We start from the raw sequence: 20,043 nt of genomic DNA on the forward strand, positions 1-20,043 counted from the left end.
CAACATTATGAACATACCATTCAAGTCTACTAAGTTTACGTTCCTAATTTTTTTATCATCCTTCGTGCTTATACTATTTGTGTCCTGTAGGGGTGACAAGAAAAAAGAAAAAATCGAAGAAATGATTGTTGAACAGGAAGTTGACTCGGTAATAGATATTGTAACTGAAAGTATGGAATTTCAGTCTCCGGACACCATTCCTTCCGGATGGGTTACTTGGAAATATCACAATGAATCTTCACAACCCCACTTCATATTAATCGATGACCCTATAGACAGCATTACTGTTGAGGATTTTGAAAATGAGTTGTTGCCCCCCTTTGGAGAGGGAATTACCTTATTATATGAAGGAAAAAATGAAGAGGCTTTTGCCGCCTTTGGCAAAATACCCGAATGGTATGCAGGTACGGTATGGCCAGGCGGTGTTGGTTTGATATCAGGAGGACATACCGCACAAACTACCATGAAATTAGACCCGGGTTATTATATTATAGAATGTTATGTAAAAATGCCAGGAGGTATGTTTCATACGAATATGGGAATGTACAAGGTGCTAGTGGTGTCCAATGGGGTTTCGCCATTATCGGAGCCATCTGCTGATATAAACGTTTTGGTTTCGGGCGAAACCGGTGTTTCATTTGAACCACCAAAGAACGCCGGAACGTATACCTTTTCGGTACACTATCTGGACCAAAAGAAGCATGAGCATTTTCAGGGGCACGATGTAAATTTGGTGAAAATAGCCGACGGAGCAGACACAAAAAAACTTGAAACATGGATGAGTTGGCTGAATCTCGACGGTCTCATAGACCCTGTTCCAGAGGGGTTTACTTTTTTAGGGGGAGTAAACGACATGCCAGCTGGAAAAACTGGCTATTTTACGGCAACACTAGAACCTGGCGGCTATGCCTTGATTTCTGAAGTGCCCAATGCAGCTAGTAAGAACATGTTTAAAACATTTGAAATTGTAGAATAAGCTTTTCAGCGTGTTATCCAAAACTCATCTGTATGAAAAAACTATTACCCTTTTTTTTGATTTTATTTCTTTTAATAGGTTGCTCCAAAGGACCTAAATATGACATTGTCATCGAAAATGTCGGTTTATTTGATGGTTATAAGGACTTGGGCCTTGTAAATATGGCTATCAACAGTGATACAATAGCTGCTATCACGAATCAAAAATTAGCTTCAGATTCAATAGTAGATGCAACAGGAAAATATATAATTCCCGGTTTAGTCAACGCCCACGTCCATGCCAATACGTTAGAAGATTTAAAAGCAGGTTACCCTTTAGGTGTTTTGACGCTTCTAAATATGCATACTGGATTGGAGGATCGAGAACTTGGATGGAAATCCCTGACAAAAGATTCAATTGGTTTTTCCACTATATATGGTGCGGGTCATGCTGCTACGGTACCTGGAGGGCATCCCACTCAATTCAGCCCAAACATGGAAACCATCACTGACTCAATTAGCATTGAAGACTGGATGGAACATCGGATTTCAAAAAAGGTTGATTACATTAAAATAATTCACACTTTGGGGGGGTGGATGGGTGAACCAGCGGTTCCAACTTTGTCGTATGAACAAATAGGGGGGCTTATCCAAAATGCACATGAAAAGGGGTACAAAGCAGTAGTTCATGCCGGCGAAGTTGAAGAAATGGAAACTATTGCAAAGTATAATCCGGATGGTTTTGTACACATGCTGAGCATGAAAAAAGATTATCCAATTGAGGACAGCTATTACAAAGCAATATCGGAAAGTGGAGCTTTTGTAGTGCCTACTGCAGGCATTAATTTAAAACCAATGGATGGATTACCGCCTTTTATGTTGGAATGGATTACAAACAATCTATTGGATGCAAAAGAATCTGCGGAGATAATAAAAAAAATGCACGATGCTGGGATATTAATTGTAGCGGGTACTGATGCCCAGGAAGGGCAAATGAATTTTGGAGAAGATTATTTTTTGGAATTAGAATTATACAAAATGGCAGGGTTGTCTAACCTAGAAGTACTTAAAACAGCTACAGGAAATGCTGCTAAAGCTTTTGATTTACCTATTGGAGAAATAAAAACAGGGAGCAAGGCAACTTTTGTTATCCTCAATGAGAACCCATTAAGTGACCTTGCAAATCTTAGAAAGGTAGAACAGGTTTGGAAAAACGGAAAAACACAATAATTAGAAAAGGTCTTAGGTCTTCATCAAACGTATGCCTGTTCAAAAAACAAATAACTCTAAACCGAAACAAGAAAGTTATATGAAAAATTTTAGTCTTATTTATTTTTTTGTTTGCGTCCTGTATGTTTCCTACGGTCAGGGTACAAGCACTAGGAACAATGATATAGAAATGATAAAGCAAAACATAATAGATTATGACACAGGTTGGGATTCCAAGGACATAAATCGAGTATTGGCCGGATATTCGAAAGGTATTGATTGGACCAATGCTTTTGGCGACAGGGTACAAGGCAAGGAAGAACTTAAGTCTTTGTTGGAAATCATCTTTAGCCTTGATTTTGTCATGTCCGGGAAGAACAATTACCAAACACCGGATATTACTTTTCTCAATGAAGATATAGCGTTGGCGAGGTCTACCAATATCCGTACAGGTCAAAAATGGCCAGATGGCAGCCCGATGAAAGACCGCATCATCAACCATTTAAGGGTCTACAAAAAAATTGAAGGTAATTGGCTTTGTATGAGCCATATGATTAGTCAGGCTCACGAAAAACAGCGGAATTAAATTAACTATAAATAAATAGCATGAAAAACCTTTTTTCCTTTATTCTAGTGTTTATGCTTGTTTCCTGCAATGAAAACAATAAGGCAAGGAAGACAATTTCACCTGAACCTGTCGTAAAAAGGATTGATAAGCAAGCAGAACTTGACAAAATTCAAGAGATGAGAGCCTCTTTTGAAAAGACTGTTAAAGAGCAACGATATGGCGATTTGGGAAATTTTGTAACGAAGGACCTCATCTCCATTGGTCCGGGCAGTGATGATTGGATAGCCTATAGAGCACTTAGGGAACAACACGGCAATAAATTCAGGTATGACAGTATTAAAATGAGCCCTAAGGAGACTGTGATTCTATCGGATACCATGGCCTACGATTTCGGTGTAAGTCGTACCTATTATACAGATGAAAACGGAACTGTCCACGAAATGGGAGATTCTTTCTTGGTGCTTTTAAAAAAGGTAGACGGCGAATGGAAATTATATAGAGAACTGGCTTCTTCTCTTGTGGAGTGAACATTTTTTGTAAATTTAACGATGGTATTCACAAAGTCTTACTTTATGAGAAAAATAGCGTTCTTAATGCTGCCTTTCCTTATGATTCACTCCTGTAAACAGGATAACAAAAGCAATTCGGAACAGGTAAATAGCAGAACGCCAACCGAAGTTTCGACCTCAAAAAACATAGACTATTCTGGAAATTATGTAGACGATGGCTATGTTAAGAAAAATGAAGGTTATGACTGGATAGCCGTAATCGTAAATAAAATAGATGACAATAGCATCTCAGTTTCAGTCCGTTCAAGGGCGGATAAAAAAAGGCCAACCTGCACCTTTGACACCAAGGCCTATAAGAAAAATGAGGGTGTCTACGAGGCGGTTTATAAAGGTAAAAAAATAAGATTTCGTTTTTCAAACGACTCCATATCTATAGCCCCAGAAAATCCAGAAGACGATGGGGTTTTGTCCTTTTTCTGTAGTGGTGGAGCCAGTTTCACGGGAACGTATCGAAAAATAGATGGTGAACTTGACAAAAAACAGGTCGACCCCACTTCTTTTTCCAAAGTACTCAATCTACAAGGTGTTGGTTTTAATGTCTCATCTTTAGAAAAAGAAGAGAACATGCTCTCCATATTTACTTTCGGATTGCAGGAGCAGGAATATAATGAATCATTCAATATAACTGGTGAAAGCGTAATTAATGCCGAAGTTGAGGACCTAAACTCGGATGGCTCCCCAGAACTTTTGGTTTACACGCAATCCGTTGAAAGTAATAAATACGGCAAGGTTTATGCCTTTTCGGTAAACAATATGAAATCCATGAGCCAAGTATACTTTCCTCCCGTATCGGAAAATTCCAGAATCAATAAAGGATATAATGGCCATGATGAATTTTTTGTTGTAGAAAACAATCTGGTTCAGCGCTTTCCTGTGTTCAACGACGAAGACTCTAGTGGTGAGACTAGACAAGTTTCCTACACCTTAGTGGACGGAGAAGCTATGAGAAAATTTGAAGTGGATTCGATTACGGATTATTAAAACAGGCAAATAGTGCCGTCGAGGCGCTAATTCTAAAACTTTTGCCAGAATTATCAGGTAGCTTCACGCCAGAATTATCAAATAAGCCAAATCTCCATGAATCCAAAGGTTTCTGAGTTTATTGGAAAACAAAAAAGATGGCCCGATGAAATTGCGCTAATCAGGCAAATTTTGCTGGATTGTGGACTTGTGGAAGCTTTTAAGTGGGGCAGTCCGTGCTATATATACTATGATAAAAATATTTCTCTCATCGGTTCCTTTAAAGATTTTTGTTGCCTTGCTTTTTTTAAAGGTGCCCTACTCAAGGATTCCGAAGGTATCCTAAAACAGCAAGGGGAAAATACGCAGTCGGCAAGAATAGTTCCTTTTACCAACGTAAGTGAGATTATTCGGTTAAGGCCAATACTCAAGACTTATGTCTTAGAAGCCATTGAGGTGGAAAAATCAGGTTTAAGAATTGATTACAAAAAAGCCGAGGCAATGGAGCGCCCTGAAGAGCTTCAGCTTAAGTTTGATAGGGACCCAGACTTTGAGTCGGCCTTTCAAAACCTTACCTCCGGACGACAAAAAGGATATTTATTATATTTTTCAGGTGCAAAACAAGCAAAGACCCGAGAATCCCGTATTGAAAAATACAGGGCCAGAATATTAGATGGTAAGGGAATGCACGATTGTGTCTGTGGCCATTCCCAAAAAATGCCTTCTTGCGACGGGTCCCATAAATATATTTGAGTAAATTGGAATCTGTAGGAACCTAATGATTCCATTGCCATGAACAAGCTCAACTATCTTTTCTTGCTACTAGCCTTGGTGGCCGAAATCATAGGCACCGTGGGCGGTTTTGGGTCTTCTGTGTTTTTTGTGCCTATTGGGAATTTTTTCTTTGATTTCCATTTTGTTCTAGGTCTTACCGCCCTTTTCCATTTGTTTAGCAATGTGAGTAAAATCATGTTGTTTAAAAAAGGACTGGATAAAAAGTTGCTGATGAACATTGGTATACCGTCCGTTATATTCGTGATTATTGGTGGGTTTTTGACCAAGGTTGTGGATAGTTCCTTTTTGGAAATAACGCTTGCTTTGTTTTTGGTTAGCCTTAGTTTACTGTTCCTAATTAAAAAAGACTTGGTTATTAATCCAAATAAAAAGAATGCGATAACTGGTGGGGTGTTGTCCGGATTTTCCGCGGGGTTGTTAGGTACGGGAGGTGCTATTCGAGGTCTTACCATGGCGGCCTTTAATCTGGAAAAAAGTGTGTTTATCGCTACCTCCGCCTTTATTGATTTTTTTATAGATTTTACTAGAACCTTTGTCTATTTCAACAATGGCTATATTCAAAAAGAACATCTGATTTACTTGCCTTTTTTATTAATCATTGGAGTTTCCGGCACTTATCTAGGCAAACGTATCCTTCAATATATCAAGCAGGATAAGTTTAAAAGAATATCCTTGTTGCTCATATTGCTCATTGGCCTTGTAACCTTGGCCAATATTCTAATAAAACTATATTAATTACCGGATTTACACTTGTTTTAGATTTTTGTTAATCCCTAACTTTTCTCCCCTTATGTTATTTCTTGGTAAAACATGATGTGGTCCCTGGTTCTATGTTTTTTTATGGCCTATTTTAGGAGCTTAATCTGTTTACCTTCGAGAAATGACAAAAAGAAAGTTGGCCTTAGTTCTATTATCCTTAATCAGTGTACTGTTTTTTTCAGGATGTAAAAGCAGTTCTAGCGCAATTTCCTTACCTACCTTAAATTCCGATGAAACCCTAAACAAACCTTATGTTATCTTGGTATCGTTGGATGGCTTTCGCTGGGATTATGTGGAGCGATTTAACCCTCCTTTCTTAACCCGGTTTATTGAAAAAGGTGTTCGGGCAGAGTCTTTGATTCCTTCCTTTCCCTCCAAGACCTTTCCAAACCATTATACGATTGCAACGGGTATGTATCCTGAAAAACACGGACTTATAGGTAACCGTTTTTACAGTCACAAAAAGGACCAGGTTTACAGTATTGGAAATCGAGAAGTTGTGGAAGACGGAACCTTTTATGGTGGAATTCCCCTTTGGATACAAGCGGGAAGGTCCGGAATGGTTACGGCAAGTTACTTTTTCGTGGGCTCAGAAGCGAATATTCTAGGCTCATGGCCTACTTATTATGAAAAGTACGATGAGTCCATAAAAAACAAGGAGAGGGTGTCAAAGGTGCTCCAATGGCTTTCATTGCCAGTAAAAAAAAGACCACATTTAGTAACCATGTACTTTTCCGATATGGATGATACTGGACATTTATTTGGCCCAAATGTCGATAATGAACTAAAAAAGACCCTAATGGGATTAGACAAAAACTTGGAATCATTATTTGAAGGGGTAAAAGCTACTGGGCTTCCGGTGGATATCATAATAGTGTCGGACCATGGTATGGTGGAGGTGCCTAAAGAGAACTATATTCCTATAGACCCTTTAAAAAACGATTCGTTGTACTCCATTATCGACAATGGCGCAATTGTAAACATTCATTTGAAAAATAGGCAAGACCTAGGGCCCGTCATTGATTCTTTACGAGAAAAAGAAAATCATTTTAAGGTTTACCAAACAAAGGACACCCCTGGATTTGAATATAAACCCAAAAACAAGGATTGGGGTGAGGTTCAGGTGATTCCAGATTTCGGGTATTATTTTGCCTCACAAAAGAATATTGAAACAAAAATTGCAAACGCGAAGACCACTTTTGGAGTTCATGGGTATGACCCAAAACATCAAGAAATGCATGGGATTTTCTATGCCAACGGCCCAAGTTTTAAAGAAAATTACACGGCTTCTTCTTTTAAAAACATTCACATATATCCTTTGGTGTGTAAAATCTTAGGATTAGCTGTTCCTAGCGACATCGACGGGGAATTAAAATTTGTACAACAGATGCTACAAAACTAAGTGTTCTAGCCTAATCTGGCGATTGCCCTTTTAATTCTATCCATACTCTCGGTTTTCCCAATCATGGCCATGATATCGAAAATATGTGGTCCTTTCATATCTCCTACGAGCACCAATCGTAACGGAGGCATTACCTTACCAAAAGACAATTCTTTTTCGGAAATCCAAGATTTTACTTTAGTCTCCACATTTTCAGAAGAAAAATCCTTAATAGTATCCACAACCTCTAGCAAATCTCCCATAATTTCCTTGGTGCCTTCCTTCCACTGTTTTTTTACAACCTTTTCATTATATTCAGTAGGTGCGACAAAGAAATAATCGCTAAGCTCCCAAAAATCGGAAACAAAAGTTGCCCGCTCCTTAATAAGGGATACTACGTTGGTCACATATTCTTTAGACCCTATTTCTATTGGCTTTTCAGAAAGTACCTTCATATACATTTCGGCCAAAACCGCATCTTCCTTTTGATGCATATATTGCTGATTATACCATTTGGTTTTTTCTGGATCAAACCGAGCTCCAGATTTATTTACCCTGTCCAAAGAAAAGCTATCTACCAGCTCTTCTAAAGAAAAAAGCTCCTGTTCCGTACCTGGATTCCAACCCAAAAGTGCTAAAAAGTTAACCACGGCTTCTGGGAAATAACCCGCTTCCCGATAACCCATAGCATCGTTCCAAGACAAAGGAAAAACCGGAAAACCTCCCTTTTCTCCATCACGCTTGCTCAATTTCCCTTTGCCAACAGGTTTCATAATCAAGGGTAGGTGTGCAAATTGTGGAGCTTCCCAGCCAAAGGCATCATAAAGTTGCTGGTGCAAGGCCAACGAAGGCAGCCATTCTTCCCCTCGAATAACATGGGATATTTCCATTAAATGGTCATCCACAATGTTTGCCAAATGATAGGTGGGCATACCATCACTCTTAAAGAGTACTTTATCATCAAGAATATTTGTATCTATCTCTATATCTCCCCTTATAATATCCTTTAGATGCAACTTTTCATCCGGCGGAGTTAAAAATCGAATTACATAATCTTCCCCAGATTCCAGTCTTTTCCTTACTTCTTCAGGCATAAGGGATAGCGAATTATCAAGTTTTAATCGGTTGTGCCAATTATAAATAAATGTTTTTCCCTTGGCCTCATGGTCCTTTCTATGAAAATCCAATCGCTCCGAAGTGTCAAAGGCATAATACGCCTTACCTTTTTGAATTAATTTCTCTGCAAAATCTTTATATAAGTGTTTGCGCTCACTTTGTCTATAAGGTCCATACTTTCCATAAGTATCCCCCCGGGCCACCGGAGATGAAGGTCCCTCATCAAATAGAATGCCGCACCAATTAAGGGCGTCCACAATATACTGCTCTGCTCCTTCCACAAACCTGTTTTGGTCCGTATCCTCGATACGCAGGATAAAATCGCCCCCATTTTTCTTGGCAAACAAATAATTAAAAAGGGCGGTTCGTACTCCCCCAATATGTAATGGCCCTGTAGGACTGGGCGCAAATCTAACACGTACTTTCTTTGTCATGTCGCAAAGGTATAAAAAGGGATGTTCGCTTAAAAGAGGGGTTTCTCTTATTACATATAATTTGGGACATTGCTTCTTCTTTTGCTATAATAGGCGATTTAAAACTAGGGGTAAGATGCCTTTTAACAAATTTTTCTAAGCTTTAAAATTGAAAACCTTATATCTTGGTATAAAAATCTACGCAAATTGCAGTCTTACAGCATTATATTAGAAAAATTAAATGAGTTCATTCGTAAACATTACACCCAAAAACTAATAAAGGGTGTTATTCTTTTTACGGCACTTGGCCTCTTATTTTTTCTTGCCGTAGTAGGTATTGAATTTGCCCTCTGGTTAAATTCGACCGGAAGGCTTATCCTGCTCATGGCTTTTCTGTTGGTTGAGGGCTATTTACTTTATAAATACATTTTTGTTCCTGTTTTTTATCTGTTCAAAATTAAAAAGGGTATCACGACAAAAGATGCATCCTTAATGATCGGGAAGCATTTTCCAGAAGTGGGCGATAAATTGTACAATCTCTTGGATTTGGCCGATAATCCAGAAAAATCGGAGCTTTTACTCGCAAGTATTGAACAACGTTCGGAGCATCTAAAACCTATTCCTTTTAAAAATGCGGTCAACACAAAAGAACCACTGCGATATATAAAGTTTGCCTTAATTCCGCTTTTGTTTTTTGGTGTTTTATGGGTTTCTGGCAATTGGGAAACTTTCTTTGGAAGCTATACCCGGGTAGTGAACTATAATCTAGCTTATGAACCGCCCGACCCCTTTAGGTTCGAACTACTTTCCCCTCAATTACAGGTTGTCGAGAGTGAACCCTTTACCTTTCAAGTTGCAACTAGTGGTGAAGTTAAACCTGAAAATGTTTTTGTTGTTTTGGACGGAAGAGAAATCTTATTACAGGAGGTGGACGGGATTTATCAATATACCTTATCGCCCCCAATTAACACGGCGACCTTTAATTTTAAGGGAAACAATGTAAGATCTAGAGACTATCAACTTATCGCCCTGAAGGCACCCGCTATTTCGGACTTTAATATGCGCTTGGACTACCCAAATTATCTTAAAAAAAATACGGAAATCATTAAAAGTACAGGGAATGCACTGCTTCCTGAAGGCACTAAGGTTACCTGGGAAATCAAAGGGCAGGATACCGAAGAAATAAAGCTTATTACAAGGGATACCAGTCTAGTCTTTAATAACGAACAGAATAATTTCACCTTATCCAAACCGATTTATTCCAACTTGGATTATCAGCTTTCGACCTCAAACTCGAACGTCCGCGACTATGAAACCCTAGGCTATTCCTTTCAAGTAATAAAAGATGGATATCCGACCATTAAGGTGGAGCAAGTTTTGGATTCCTTGGAGCCAAATATTTCCTATTACTCCGGGGAGGCGACGGATGATTATGGCCTAAGAAAAGTAGAATTAATTTATTACGAGCAAGGGAATGAAGAAATCAAAAAAGCATTGGACCTAAATAAGCCCCAAAGCAACTTTCACCAATTTTATTATACTTTCCCATCTGGTTTGAACTTAGAAGAAGGAAAAAATTACGCGTTTTATTTTCAGGTCACAGACAATGATGGGATACATGGTGGTAAAAAAGTGAAAAGCGGAGTTTTCACTCAAGAAATTTTAGACGGAAATCAATTAAAGAACAAAGAGCTCGAGTCCCAACAATCGATAATAAACAACCTAGACAAATCTCTGGAAAAGGCCGCAGAACAGCGTGAAACCTTAAAAGAGATCAATGCCTTGCAAAAAGAAAAGAATCGTCTGGACTTTAACGACAAAAATCAGGTCAAGGATTTCTTGGAAAAACAGGAGCAGCAAGAGGAATTAATGCAAAAATTTAGCAAAGAGCTTAAGGACAACCTAGAAAAAGGAGGAAAGGATGACAAACTAAATCAACTTCTACAAGAACGTCTGGAGCGCCAGGAAATAGAGGCTAGAAAAAACCAGAAACTACTAGAAGAGCTCAACAAGATTGCGGATAAAATTAATAAGGATGAGTTGGGTCAACGACTTGAAGAATTAGGAAAGAAACAACAAAACTCGGAACGTAGCTTAGAACAATTGGTTGAGCTTACCAAGCGCTATTATGTTACCGAAAAAGCCTCACAACTGGCCAATGATCTAGAAAAACTGGCAGAACAGCAAGAAATTCTATCACAACTTAATATTGGCAAAGATTTTTCCGAAAAGGAGCAACAGAAATTGAATGAGGACTTTGAAAATATTGCCAAGGAACTGGAGGAATTACAAAAGGATAATCGTCAATTGAAAAAGCCAGTCGAACTGAACATCGACAAAGACAAGGAAGCGGGAGTAAAGGACAATCAGAACACTGCTCTTGAGGAAATAAAAAAGCATCAAGGTAACGAACAAAGTTCGGATACGGAATCCATGGAGCAAAATGCAAATAAGGCCAAGCAAAATCAAAAGTCCGCTGCCGAAAAAATGAAGGAGATGAGCGAAGAACTAGGCAAATCCTCAATGAGCGGAGGATCGAGCGGTTCTTCAGCTGCAGAAGATGCTGAAATGCTTAGGCAGATTTTGGATAACCTAATAATTTTTTCATTTAAACAAGAGAATCTTTTTGACAAACTGAGCATCCAGGAACGGGAAGATATTTCGCAATATTCTGAAACCGTTAGAAACCAAAAAGAACTTCGTGGTTTATTTGAGCATGTAGACGACAGTCTTTTTGCCTTATCCTTGAGGCAGGCAGAACTTTCGGAATTCGTAAACGAACAGATTACAGAAGTTTACTATAACATAGACAAGTCTTTAGAAAGTATAACCGAAGGACAAATATACCAAGGGGTATCTTATCAAAAATACGTGTTGACTGCATCCAACAGCTTGGCAGATTTTCTTGCCCATGTTTTGGAAAACATGCAACAAAGTATGCAAATGGGCAAGGGAAGTGGGCAAAGCCAAGAAGGATTTCAATTACCTGATATAATTAAACAACAACAATCCGTTGGAGAAAAAATGGGTCAATCCGGAAGTCAAGGACAAGAAGGTCAAAAAGGTGAGGGTAAACAAGGTGAATCCGGAGAAAACGGGGAAGGTAAACAGGGAGAGAACGGACAAGGGACAAAAGGAAAAAAAGGTGAACAAGGTGGCCAAGGCCAGAGTGGAAGTCAAGGTGAAGGAGAAAATGGAAAAGGTGGGGAAGGGCAAAATGGAAACGGTAATCGTGAAGGAGGTAGTGGACAAGGTCAAGGTTCTATGAGTGAATCTGAATTACAGGAAATCTACCAAATCTATCAAGAACAGCAAAGAATTAAACAAGAACTGGAAAACCAATTGGAAAACCTCATTAATGATGGGGACAGAAAACTGGGGGAGAAACTAATCCGCCAAATGGAAGATTTTCAAAATGAACTCCTAGAAAATGGAATAACACAACGTACGATAACCAAAGCCAACACCATTCAATATGAGTTGTTGAAATTGGAAAATGCCGCTTTGAAGCAAGGGCGAAAATCAGAACGCGAAAGCAATACAAACAAACAGGACTTTACTAATCCAATAACCACCAAACCCTCATTATTAGATAATTATCGTAACGAGATTGAAATTTTAAACAGACAAGCCTTACCTTTGCGCCAAAATTTTCAAAACCGCGTAAAAGAGTACTTTAAGGATAATGATTGAATTTCATTTTGAAACTGATTTTAAACTTACTGAAACCAAAAAACATGCTGATTGGGTAGAGCGCATTTGTGTTTCGGAAGGATATAGCGCGGGTGATATTAACTTTATATTTTGTGATGATTCCTTTCTGTTGGAAATTAATAAAAAACATCTTCAACATGATACCTACACAGATATTATAACTTTCGATTATACTATCGGGAGGAAAATTTCTGGAGACATTTATATTTCTATTGAAAGGGTTCAAGAAAATGCAGAAACCTATGGTGTTTCATTAACAAATGAACTTTTAAGAGTCATGGCTCACGGTCTACTACATTTAGCGGGATATCAGGATAAAAAAGAAAAGCACATAAAAGAAATGCGCTTTAAGGAAGAAGAAAAAATTAAAATGTTCCACGTGGAACAATAGATATGTTTGGAGAAGAATATGATGTAATAGTAGTCGGAGGAGGTCATGCCGGAGCGGAGGCCACAGCCGCCGCAGCCAATATGGGATCGAAAACTCTTTTGGTAACCATGAACTTGCAGACTATAGGACAAATGTCCTGTAATCCGGCAATGGGCGGAATAGCTAAAGGTCAAATAGTTAGGGAAATAGATGCCTTAGGTGGATATAGCGGAATAATCACGGATAAATCTGCTATACAATTTAAGATGCTGAATAAATCCAAAGGACCAGCTATGTGGAGTCCAAGGGCTCAAAGCGATAGAATGCGATTCGCTGAGGAATGGAGGCTAGCTCTAGAACGCACTCCAAATGTTGATTTCTATCAGGAAATGGTCAATGGATTACTTATTGAAGATGATAAGGTTGTCGGCGTAAGAACATCACTAGGTCTAGAAATTAAAGGGAAATCGGTAATTCTTACCAATGGGACATTTTTGAATGGCCTTATCCATATAGGTGAAAAACAGTTTGGTGGAGGTAGAGCGGGAGAAAAAGCCGCAACCGGCATAACCGAACAATTAACCCAACTCGGTTTTGAAAGTGGAAGAATGAAGACTGGTACTCCACCAAGAGTCGATGGTAGATCGCTAGACTATTCCAAAATGATTGTTCAGCCAGGAGATGAGAAACCTGAAAAATTTTCTTATTCCGATACTCCAATCTTAAAAACACAGCGAGAATGTCATATGACCCATACAAGTAAGTTGGTCCACGACCTGCTTCGAGAAGGTTTTGACAGGTCTCCCATGTTTAACGGAAGAATTAAAAGTATAGGACCAAGATATTGCCCTTCTATCGAAGACAAAATTAATAGATTTTCAGATAAGGATTCCCATCAAATGTTTATTGAACCAGAAGGCTGGGACACCGTAGAAGTATATGTAAACGGATTTTCCACATCCTTACCCGAAGATGTACAGTTTAAAGCATTAAGGTCTGTTAAAGGATTTGAAAAAGTAAAGTTTTTTAGACCTGGATACGCGATAGAATACGATTACTTTCCACCTACTCAATTAAAGCACACATTAGAAACAAAACTTATAGATAACTTATATTTTGCAGGGCAAATCAATGGAACAACAGGTTATGAAGAGGCCGCATCTCAAGGATTAATGGCTGCAATCAATGCTCATCTAAAAATTAATGAAAAAGAACCCTTTATATTAAAACGAGATGAAGCCTATATTGGTGTTTTAATTGATGATTTAATCACCAAAGGAACGGAAGAGCCCTACAGAATGTTTACCTCAAGAGCAGAATACCGAACTTTATTGAGACAAGATAATGCAGATCTTAGGTTAACACCTAAAGGATATGAAATTGGTCTAGCCAAAAAACATCGTATGGAAAAAATGGAAGATAAGTTAAGTAAGTCTAAATCTTTCGTTGAATTCTTTAAACAAACTAGTGTACTCCCAGAAGAAATTAACCCGATTTTAAATGAAATTGAATCTTCACCAATTAGGCAATCCGATAAAATGTTTAAATTATTCTCAAGGCCTAAAGTAACCATGGACCACATGCTAACTTTAGAACCTGTAACCAAATTTGTTAAAGAAAACAACTTGAACAATGAAGTATTGGAACAAACCGAAGTTCAAGTAAAGTATTCAGGATATATTGCAAAAGAAAAGGTAAATGCGGATAAACTTCAAAGACTTGAATCCGTTAAAATTCCACCCAATTTTGATTACAAGAAATTAAACTCGCTTTCATTTGAAGCGCGTGAAAAACTAACTGCTATCCAACCGGTAACTATATCACAGGCTTCTAGGATTAGCGGTGTAACCCCAAGCGATATAAGTGTTCTTTTAGTATACTTAGGAAGATAAACCATTGTTCCACGTGGAACAATTTATATAAAGCGTAAGAACTAAATGAAAGTTTACCTCCAAACAAAAGATTATTTCCACACACAAGAAACCTTTGAATTACTTTATGATTCTGAATTGGATATGTTGGTAACGCATCCTAAACCTGAAAATTTGAATAATTATTATGATAGTAAATCCTATATTTCTCACACCGATAGGAAAGAAACTCTAATAGATAAAATCTACCAATTAATAAAAAAATATAGTTTAAAAAAGAAATACAAACTGATTGATACTTTTAAAACAGAAGAAAAAACGATTCTGGATATTGGTGCTGGCACGGGAGATTTCTTAAAAAAAGGAATTGAAGAGAATTGGAATATCAGTGGAGTAGAACCCAATGCAATAGCACGAGACATTGCAAAAGAAAAAGGTATTGACTTAGAAAAAGACTTAGAACATCTACCTGAACAAAAATATGATGTAATTACCTTATGGCACGTCTTAGAGCATCTACCAAATCTAGAAAATCAAATAAAAAAAATTATAACGAAACTTAAACCTAATGGGTATTTGTTCGTTGCTGTACCTAACTATAAATCCTATGATGCACAAAAATACAAACATCATTGGGCTGCATACGACACACCCAGACATTTATGGCATTTCTCACAAAACTCAATAAGCAAGCTTTTTAATAATTATAAACTGAAAGTTGTAAATACCAAACCCATGTATTTCGACTCTTTCTATGTTTCACTATTATCTGAGAAATATAAAACAGGCAGACCAAATTATTTTCGTGCCTTTTGGAATGGACTTATATCGAATATTAAGGCGATTAGAACAAAAGAATATTCTTCAATCATATATATATTGAAAAAAGAAAACTAATTGATTTAGAATAGCTCAGTGGGCAGTACTTACCAAGAACCATATACATCATGCCCAATATTATAAACAGTCTTTAAATGGTCTAAAAAGCGTATATATATAATAGGTTAAATTTATAAATTATAATATTACTATAAATTAAAACTATATAAAGTGAATTCTTAATTTTATCAATAAACCCACTTTTGAAAACATCAATACAAAAAGCTTTGTTACTTTTGCCCAACTTTAAAAAACAGAAGATGAAAAAAATAATATTAGGATTAATCGCATTAATGGCAATATCCTGTCAGCAAGAAAAAATTGCTTTTGTTGATAATGTAAAACTTATGAACGAATATCAAGAAAAAATTGACATTGAAACAAAATTCAAAGAAAAAGCAGAAGTTCTAGGAAAGAAAAGGGATAGTATCTCCCAAGCTTTTCAGGCTGAGGCCTCTGAGTTTCAAACTAGGGCTCAACAGATGTCCCAATCCAAAGCGCAAGAGGAATATGCGCAGTTCCAACAAAGAGGCCAACAAATGGGTCAACAACTTCAAATGGAAGACCAACAACTGCAACTTGCCGGTCAAACAGAAATGGATAGTGTAGTTAGCAAAGTAAAAAAAGAAATTGAAGCCTTCGGTAAGGCTAATGGATACAGTTATATTCTAGGAGGTGGTGATGGAGGTAGCGTTCTTTATGGTAAAGAGACTAACGATATTACAGAGGAAATAATCAAACTGTTAAACGATAATTATAAAAAATAGAGGATAAGTAAACCAAACATTAAAAAAGGACCTTGATAAGGTCCTTTTTTAATGTGTTATATTTTCAATCTTCTGTTCTATGTCAAACTTATCTTTCGGAATAAAACCCTTGGTTATTAATACCACTCCACAAACAATCAAAATGATTCCAATTCCCTTTTTTATCAATCTTATCCTAGTACCCGTTAACTTTCGCTTTAATTGCTTTGCCAAAAGAATTTTAAATATATCAGTAACAAAATAGGCCAATATCATTGTAGCAAAAAAAACTCTTATTCTATACGGTTCATTATCCAAGCTAGGACCAACAATTATTATTATCCCCAACCAAAATACAAGCACTCCTATATTGATAAAATTCAAAAGGAAACCTTTAATAAAAAGACTTAAATAATCATTTCTTTTGGACTTAATAGGTGCCCCCGCGGTTTTCTTAGATCCATGTTTAAAAAAAATGGTTATCCCATAAACCAAAAGAATTACACCTCCAAATACATATAAACCTGGCTGATTGCTAAGGTTTTCCAATAATTGATAACTACTGAAATAAGCAATAGTAATAAAAACAATATCAGCCAATATAACCCCTAAATCGAAAATGAGGGCCGCTCGGAATCCTTTAAGGGCACTCGTTTCCAATAAAACAAAGAACACAGGGCCAATCATAAAACTTAGAATAAAGCCTAATGGAATTGCCGCATGTATATCCTCCCACATATGTGACCTACATTCTTTTTATGCTACCACCGAAAACAGTCTTTTCCTCCAGCTTTAATGGATTACCATATACCAAAACCTCACCACCGGCCTTTACTGCAGCCTTTACATATTCAGTAGCATAAATCTCAGCCCTAGATCCTGCATTGACATTTACAGTAGAAAATTTAGTTCGTAAACTTTTACCTTCATACACACCACCAGTATTGATTTGAACGTCCTGTAGATTAGAAATACCTGTGGCCCTAACTACACCTCCAGATACGGACTTAATTAATAATTGTTCTACTTGGGTAGCTATGCTAATCTCCCCGCCTTCCTGTGCCTTTAACTCCAAAACATCTTGGGTAATGGTACCTTCGGAAGTAATCCTTGCATCCTCGTTGACATCGATGATCATAATATCATCTGTATAATACAAGTCCACAAATGTTTTATAACCACTAAAGAATTTCAATAGTTCCATTCTTATTTTTAGGATACCCTCATTATTTACAATTGCAACCTTATCCGTGTTTTCCCCAGTTATTACGGCCTTATTTTCTGAAGACCTGATTAGATTAATGGAAATACCATCGAAACCTTTTACTTCTGCAAATTTTTCCAGAGTTTTTGTCAACTTACTTTCCTGAGCAACCAATTTAGGTACAGAAAGTACAAACAACAATATTAGAAAATGCTTCATTAATCTTATTTAGAAACCTGATAATCAGGTTTTTGATTCAAGGATTCCTAAGAATCAAAATTCATTCAAAAAACTATTCCTTCTTACCTATTAAGGAGAAATCCAAATGACGCTTAATCAAATCGGTGTTCTTTACCATTACGATAACTTCATCACCTAATTGATACATTTTTTTTGTTCGTTCTCCAACTATGGCATATTGCTTCTCATCAAAGATATAATAATCTCCCTTTATGTCCCGTATGCGAACCATACCTTCACACTTGTTTTCTATTATCTCAACATAAATTCCCCATTCCGTAACTCCACTAATAACACCAGTAAATTCCTCATCCTTATGATCTTGCATAAATTTAATCTGCATATACTTGATGGAGTCTCTTTCGGCATTAGCGGCCAGACCCTCCATATCGGATGAGTGTTTGCACTTCTCCTCATATTTATCCGCCTTCGCCGAATTTCCTCCATCTAGATAATGCTGTAATAACCTATGAACCATTACATCTGGGTAACGTCTGATTGGAGAGGTAAAATGTGTATAATAATCGAAGGCTAAGCCATAATGTCCAATATTATCCACAGTATATATAGCCTTGCTCATACTACGAATCGCCAATGTATCTACCAAGTTTTGCTCTTTTTGCCCCTTAACATCTTCCAATAATTGATTCAGGGAGGCACTAATTGACTTCTTATCCTTAAAGTTAAGTTTATGACCAAACCTAGATACAATTCCATTTAGAGCAATGAGTTTATCCTCATCTGGGTCATCATGTACCCTGTAAACAAAAGTCTTTTTAGGTTTTTGTTTTCCTATAAACTCGGCTACCTTTCTGTTGGCCAATAACATAAACTCCTCTATTAGCTTATTGGCATCCTTAGACTCCTTAAAAAAGACCCCTACAGGCTCATTTTGCTCATTAAGGTTAAAACGGACCTCAACCTTATCAAATGAAATTGCTCCTTGATCCATGCGTTTTTTCCGCATAATCTTAGCAAGCCTATCCATTGTCAAAGTGGCTTCCACAATTTCCGAATCCACGGAATAGCTATCAGTTCTAATAGATACATTTTCTGGAATATTTCCTTTACCCGTCTCTATTATATGCTGAGCCTCTTCGTAAGCAAATCTCTCATTAGAATTTGTAACCGTTCTGCCAAACCACTGATTTCTGATTATTGCTTTTTTATCCAATTCAAAAATCGCAGAAAACGTATATTTCTCTTCATTAGGCCTTAAGGAGCACGCATTATTTGATAGCACTTCTGGCAACATCGGCACCACACGGTCTACCAAATATACAGATGTTGCTCGGTCATATGCCTCGTCGTCCAAAATGGTATCCCTATGTAGATAATGCGATACGTCCGCAATATGAATTCCTATTTCATAATTTCCGTTGTCCAAATTTCTAAAAGAAAGTGCATCATCAAAATCCTTGGCATCTTTTGGGTCTATCGTAAAGGTTAGAACATCCCTCATATCCCTTCGTTTAGCAATCTCCTCTTGCTTAATACTAGTATCCAAAGAATCTGCAAAACGTTGGACCTCAACAGGAAATTCATAAGGTAGACCATACTCTGCCAGAATAGAATGTATTTCTGTATTATGTTCGCCAGGCTTACCAAGTACCTCAGTAATTTTTCCATATGGCGAATCCACACCATCCGGCCATTCCAAAAGTTCTACAATCACCTTGTCCCCGTCTTCGGCGTCGTTGATTTTATCCTGAGTAATAAAAATATCTGTATACATCCGAAAATCCGTAGGACGAACAAACGCAAATGTTTTTTGCATATCAACAATGCCTACAAAGGTATTTTTAAAACGTTCAATAACCTTTACAATTTCACCTTCGAGCTTCTTGCTTTTTTTACTGGGATAGATATAGACCTCCACAACATCTTTATGGAAAGCCTTATTTAGTTTGTTATTAGGAACAAATACATCATCATCCATACCCTCTACGACTATATAGGCATTACCACGACCAGTAATATCTACCGTTCCCGTATGATAGGTTTTTGTATTCTCCAAAACCTTATAATTTCCTCTAGACTCTTCTTGGATACGCTTTTTTTCCTTGAGCTGCGCTAATCTTTTAATCAGTGTATTTCTATCTTGGGTGTCAGTAACCCCAATCTTGGCAGCTATTTGTTTATAGTTGAAACTTTTTTTAGGCTCCTTCTCCAATACTGTAAAAATCCCTTTGGTAATTTCGTTTTTTCTATGGTTTCTACTCTTCTTATTTTTTTTTGCCATTCATGTTTCTATTTGTTGGAAAATTACGAATTATAATCCAGTAGCTAGCTCAG

Annotated in this window: 17 protein-coding genes; 13 read left to right on the forward strand and 4 right to left on the reverse strand. The window is 37.4% G+C overall.

Translation table 11 applies throughout. The annotated features are described in order from the left end of the window. Positions 1-7: 7 nt before the first annotated feature. The 8 genes from PP182_RS04010 to PP182_RS04045 all read left to right on the forward strand — a co-directional run bounded on the left by PP182_RS04010 (position 8) and on the right by PP182_RS04045 (position 7,216). Complete coding sequence (locus tag PP182_RS04010; protein ID WP_272650046.1) at positions 8-976, forward strand: hypothetical protein; 969 nt, start codon at positions 8-10, stop codon at positions 974-976. Positions 977-1,008: 32 nt separating this feature from the next. Next, positions 1,009-2,184, forward strand: a complete 1,176-nt coding sequence (locus PP182_RS04015) for an amidohydrolase family protein (RefSeq protein WP_272650047.1) — start codon at positions 1,009-1,011, stop codon at positions 2,182-2,184. Between the two features lie 79 nt (positions 2,185-2,263). Next, positions 2,264-2,749 carry a YybH family protein gene (locus PP182_RS04020; RefSeq protein ID WP_272650048.1) on the forward strand — a complete coding sequence of 162 codons (486 nt, stop codon included), beginning with the start codon at positions 2,264-2,266 and terminating at the stop codon, positions 2,747-2,749. Between the two features lie 20 nt (positions 2,750-2,769). Further along, a complete protein-coding gene (locus PP182_RS04025; RefSeq protein WP_272650049.1) occupies positions 2,770-3,258 on the forward strand; it encodes a DUF4440 domain-containing protein in 489 nt (162 codons plus the stop codon). A 45-nt stretch (positions 3,259-3,303) separates the two neighbouring features. Beyond that, entirely contained in the window at positions 3,304-4,281 is a 978-nt protein-coding gene (locus PP182_RS04030) for a hypothetical protein (RefSeq protein ID WP_272650050.1), read from the forward strand. 96 nt (positions 4,282-4,377) lie between these two features. Then, a complete protein-coding gene (locus tag PP182_RS04035; RefSeq protein ID WP_272650051.1) occupies positions 4,378-5,013 on the forward strand; it encodes a YdeI/OmpD-associated family protein in 636 nt (211 codons plus the stop codon). A 39-nt stretch (positions 5,014-5,052) separates the two neighbouring features. Then, complete coding sequence (locus PP182_RS04040; protein ID WP_272650052.1) at positions 5,053-5,790, forward strand: sulfite exporter TauE/SafE family protein; 738 nt, start codon at positions 5,053-5,055, stop codon at positions 5,788-5,790. A gap of 145 nt (positions 5,791-5,935) precedes the next feature. After that, positions 5,936-7,216, forward strand: coding sequence for an alkaline phosphatase family protein (locus PP182_RS04045; RefSeq protein WP_272650053.1), 1,281 nt, complete (start codon positions 5,936-5,938; stop codon positions 7,214-7,216). Positions 7,217-7,221: 5 nt separating this feature from the next. Here PP182_RS04045 and gltX read toward each other — a convergent pair whose 3' ends face one another. Next, positions 7,222-8,745, reverse strand: a complete 1,524-nt coding sequence (gene gltX / locus PP182_RS04050; protein ID WP_272650054.1) for a glutamate--tRNA ligase — start codon at positions 8,743-8,745, stop codon at positions 7,222-7,224. A gap of 186 nt (positions 8,746-8,931) precedes the next feature. Here gltX and PP182_RS04055 point away from each other — a divergent pair, with 186 nt between their 5' ends. The 5 genes from PP182_RS04055 to PP182_RS04075 all read left to right on the forward strand — a co-directional run bounded on the left by PP182_RS04055 (position 8,932) and on the right by PP182_RS04075 (position 16,325). Next, positions 8,932-12,417: a hypothetical protein gene (locus tag PP182_RS04055; protein ID WP_272650055.1), complete on the forward strand. Its 3,486-nt coding sequence runs from the start codon at positions 8,932-8,934 to the stop codon at positions 12,415-12,417. Further along, on the forward strand, positions 12,410-12,829 hold the full coding sequence (gene ybeY, locus PP182_RS04060; RefSeq protein WP_272650056.1) for an rRNA maturation RNase YbeY: 420 nt from the start codon (positions 12,410-12,412) through the stop codon (positions 12,827-12,829). Before PP182_RS04055 ends, ybeY begins: the two co-directional genes overlap by 8 nt. A gap of 2 nt (positions 12,830-12,831) precedes the next feature. After that, positions 12,832-14,700 carry a tRNA uridine-5-carboxymethylaminomethyl(34) synthesis enzyme MnmG gene (gene mnmG, locus PP182_RS04065; protein WP_272650057.1) on the forward strand — a complete coding sequence of 623 codons (1,869 nt, stop codon included), beginning with the start codon at positions 12,832-12,834 and terminating at the stop codon, positions 14,698-14,700. Between the two features lie 45 nt (positions 14,701-14,745). Continuing rightward, positions 14,746-15,576 carry a class I SAM-dependent methyltransferase gene (locus PP182_RS04070; protein WP_272650058.1) on the forward strand — a complete coding sequence of 277 codons (831 nt, stop codon included), beginning with the start codon at positions 14,746-14,748 and terminating at the stop codon, positions 15,574-15,576. A gap of 242 nt (positions 15,577-15,818) precedes the next feature. Beyond that, the gene (locus PP182_RS04075) at positions 15,819-16,325 is read left to right on the forward strand and encodes an OmpH family outer membrane protein (protein ID WP_272650059.1); all 507 of its coding nucleotides are present in this window, start codon (positions 15,819-15,821) and stop codon (positions 16,323-16,325) included. 48 nt (positions 16,326-16,373) lie between these two features. Here the strand turns inward: PP182_RS04075 and PP182_RS04080 are convergent, their stop codons facing one another. From PP182_RS04080 to rnr, 3 genes are all read right to left on the reverse strand, one after another. Then, positions 16,374-17,042, reverse strand: coding sequence for a LysE family translocator (locus PP182_RS04080; RefSeq protein ID WP_272650060.1), 669 nt, complete (start codon positions 17,040-17,042; stop codon positions 16,374-16,376). A gap of 7 nt (positions 17,043-17,049) precedes the next feature. Next, entirely contained in the window at positions 17,050-17,727 is a 678-nt protein-coding gene (locus PP182_RS04085; protein ID WP_272650061.1) for a head GIN domain-containing protein, read from the reverse strand. A gap of 73 nt (positions 17,728-17,800) precedes the next feature. Further along, positions 17,801-19,990, reverse strand: coding sequence for a ribonuclease R (gene rnr, locus PP182_RS04090; protein ID WP_272650062.1), 2,190 nt, complete (start codon positions 19,988-19,990; stop codon positions 17,801-17,803). Positions 19,991-20,043: the final 53 nt, after the last annotated feature.

This window comes from Maribacter sp. PR1 (assembly GCF_028464145.1).
Lineage (GTDB): Bacteria > Bacteroidota > Bacteroidia > Flavobacteriales > Flavobacteriaceae > Maribacter.

Bases quoted from the DNA above. Each gene is read 5' to 3' on its own strand.
- PP182_RS04015 (WP_272650047.1), top strand. From the start codon at position 1,009: ATGAAAAAACTATTACCCTTTTTTTTGATTTTATTTCTTTTAATAGGT.
- PP182_RS04075 (WP_272650059.1), top strand. From the start codon at position 15,819: ATGAAAAAAATAATATTAGGATTAATCGCATTAATGGCAATATCCTGT.
- PP182_RS04040 (WP_272650052.1), top strand. From the start codon at position 5,053: ATGAACAAGCTCAACTATCTTTTCTTGCTACTAGCCTTGGTGGCCGAA.
- mnmG (WP_272650057.1), top strand. From the start codon at position 12,832: ATGTTTGGAGAAGAATATGATGTAATAGTAGTCGGAGGAGGTCATGCC.
- PP182_RS04025 (WP_272650049.1), top strand. From the start codon at position 2,770: ATGAAAAACCTTTTTTCCTTTATTCTAGTGTTTATGCTTGTTTCCTGC.
- ybeY (WP_272650056.1), top strand. From the start codon at position 12,410: ATGATTGAATTTCATTTTGAAACTGATTTTAAACTTACTGAAACCAAA.
- PP182_RS04035 (WP_272650051.1), top strand. From the start codon at position 4,378: ATGAATCCAAAGGTTTCTGAGTTTATTGGAAAACAAAAAAGATGGCCC.
- PP182_RS04020 (WP_272650048.1), top strand. From the start codon at position 2,264: ATGAAAAATTTTAGTCTTATTTATTTTTTTGTTTGCGTCCTGTATGTT.
- PP182_RS04010 (WP_272650046.1), top strand. From the start codon at position 8: ATGAACATACCATTCAAGTCTACTAAGTTTACGTTCCTAATTTTTTTA.
- gltX (WP_272650054.1), bottom strand. From the start codon at position 8,745: ATGACAAAGAAAGTACGTGTTAGATTTGCGCCCAGTCCTACAGGGCCA.
- PP182_RS04045 (WP_272650053.1), top strand. From the start codon at position 5,936: ATGACAAAAAGAAAGTTGGCCTTAGTTCTATTATCCTTAATCAGTGTA.
- rnr (WP_272650062.1), bottom strand. From the start codon at position 19,990: ATGGCAAAAAAAAATAAGAAGAGTAGAAACCATAGAAAAAACGAAATT.
- PP182_RS04085 (WP_272650061.1), bottom strand. From the start codon at position 17,727: ATGAAGCATTTTCTAATATTGTTGTTTGTACTTTCTGTACCTAAATTG.
- PP182_RS04080 (WP_272650060.1), bottom strand. From the start codon at position 17,042: ATGTGGGAGGATATACATGCGGCAATTCCATTAGGCTTTATTCTAAGT.
- PP182_RS04030 (WP_272650050.1), top strand. From the start codon at position 3,304: ATGAGAAAAATAGCGTTCTTAATGCTGCCTTTCCTTATGATTCACTCC.
- PP182_RS04070 (WP_272650058.1), top strand. From the start codon at position 14,746: ATGAAAGTTTACCTCCAAACAAAAGATTATTTCCACACACAAGAAACC.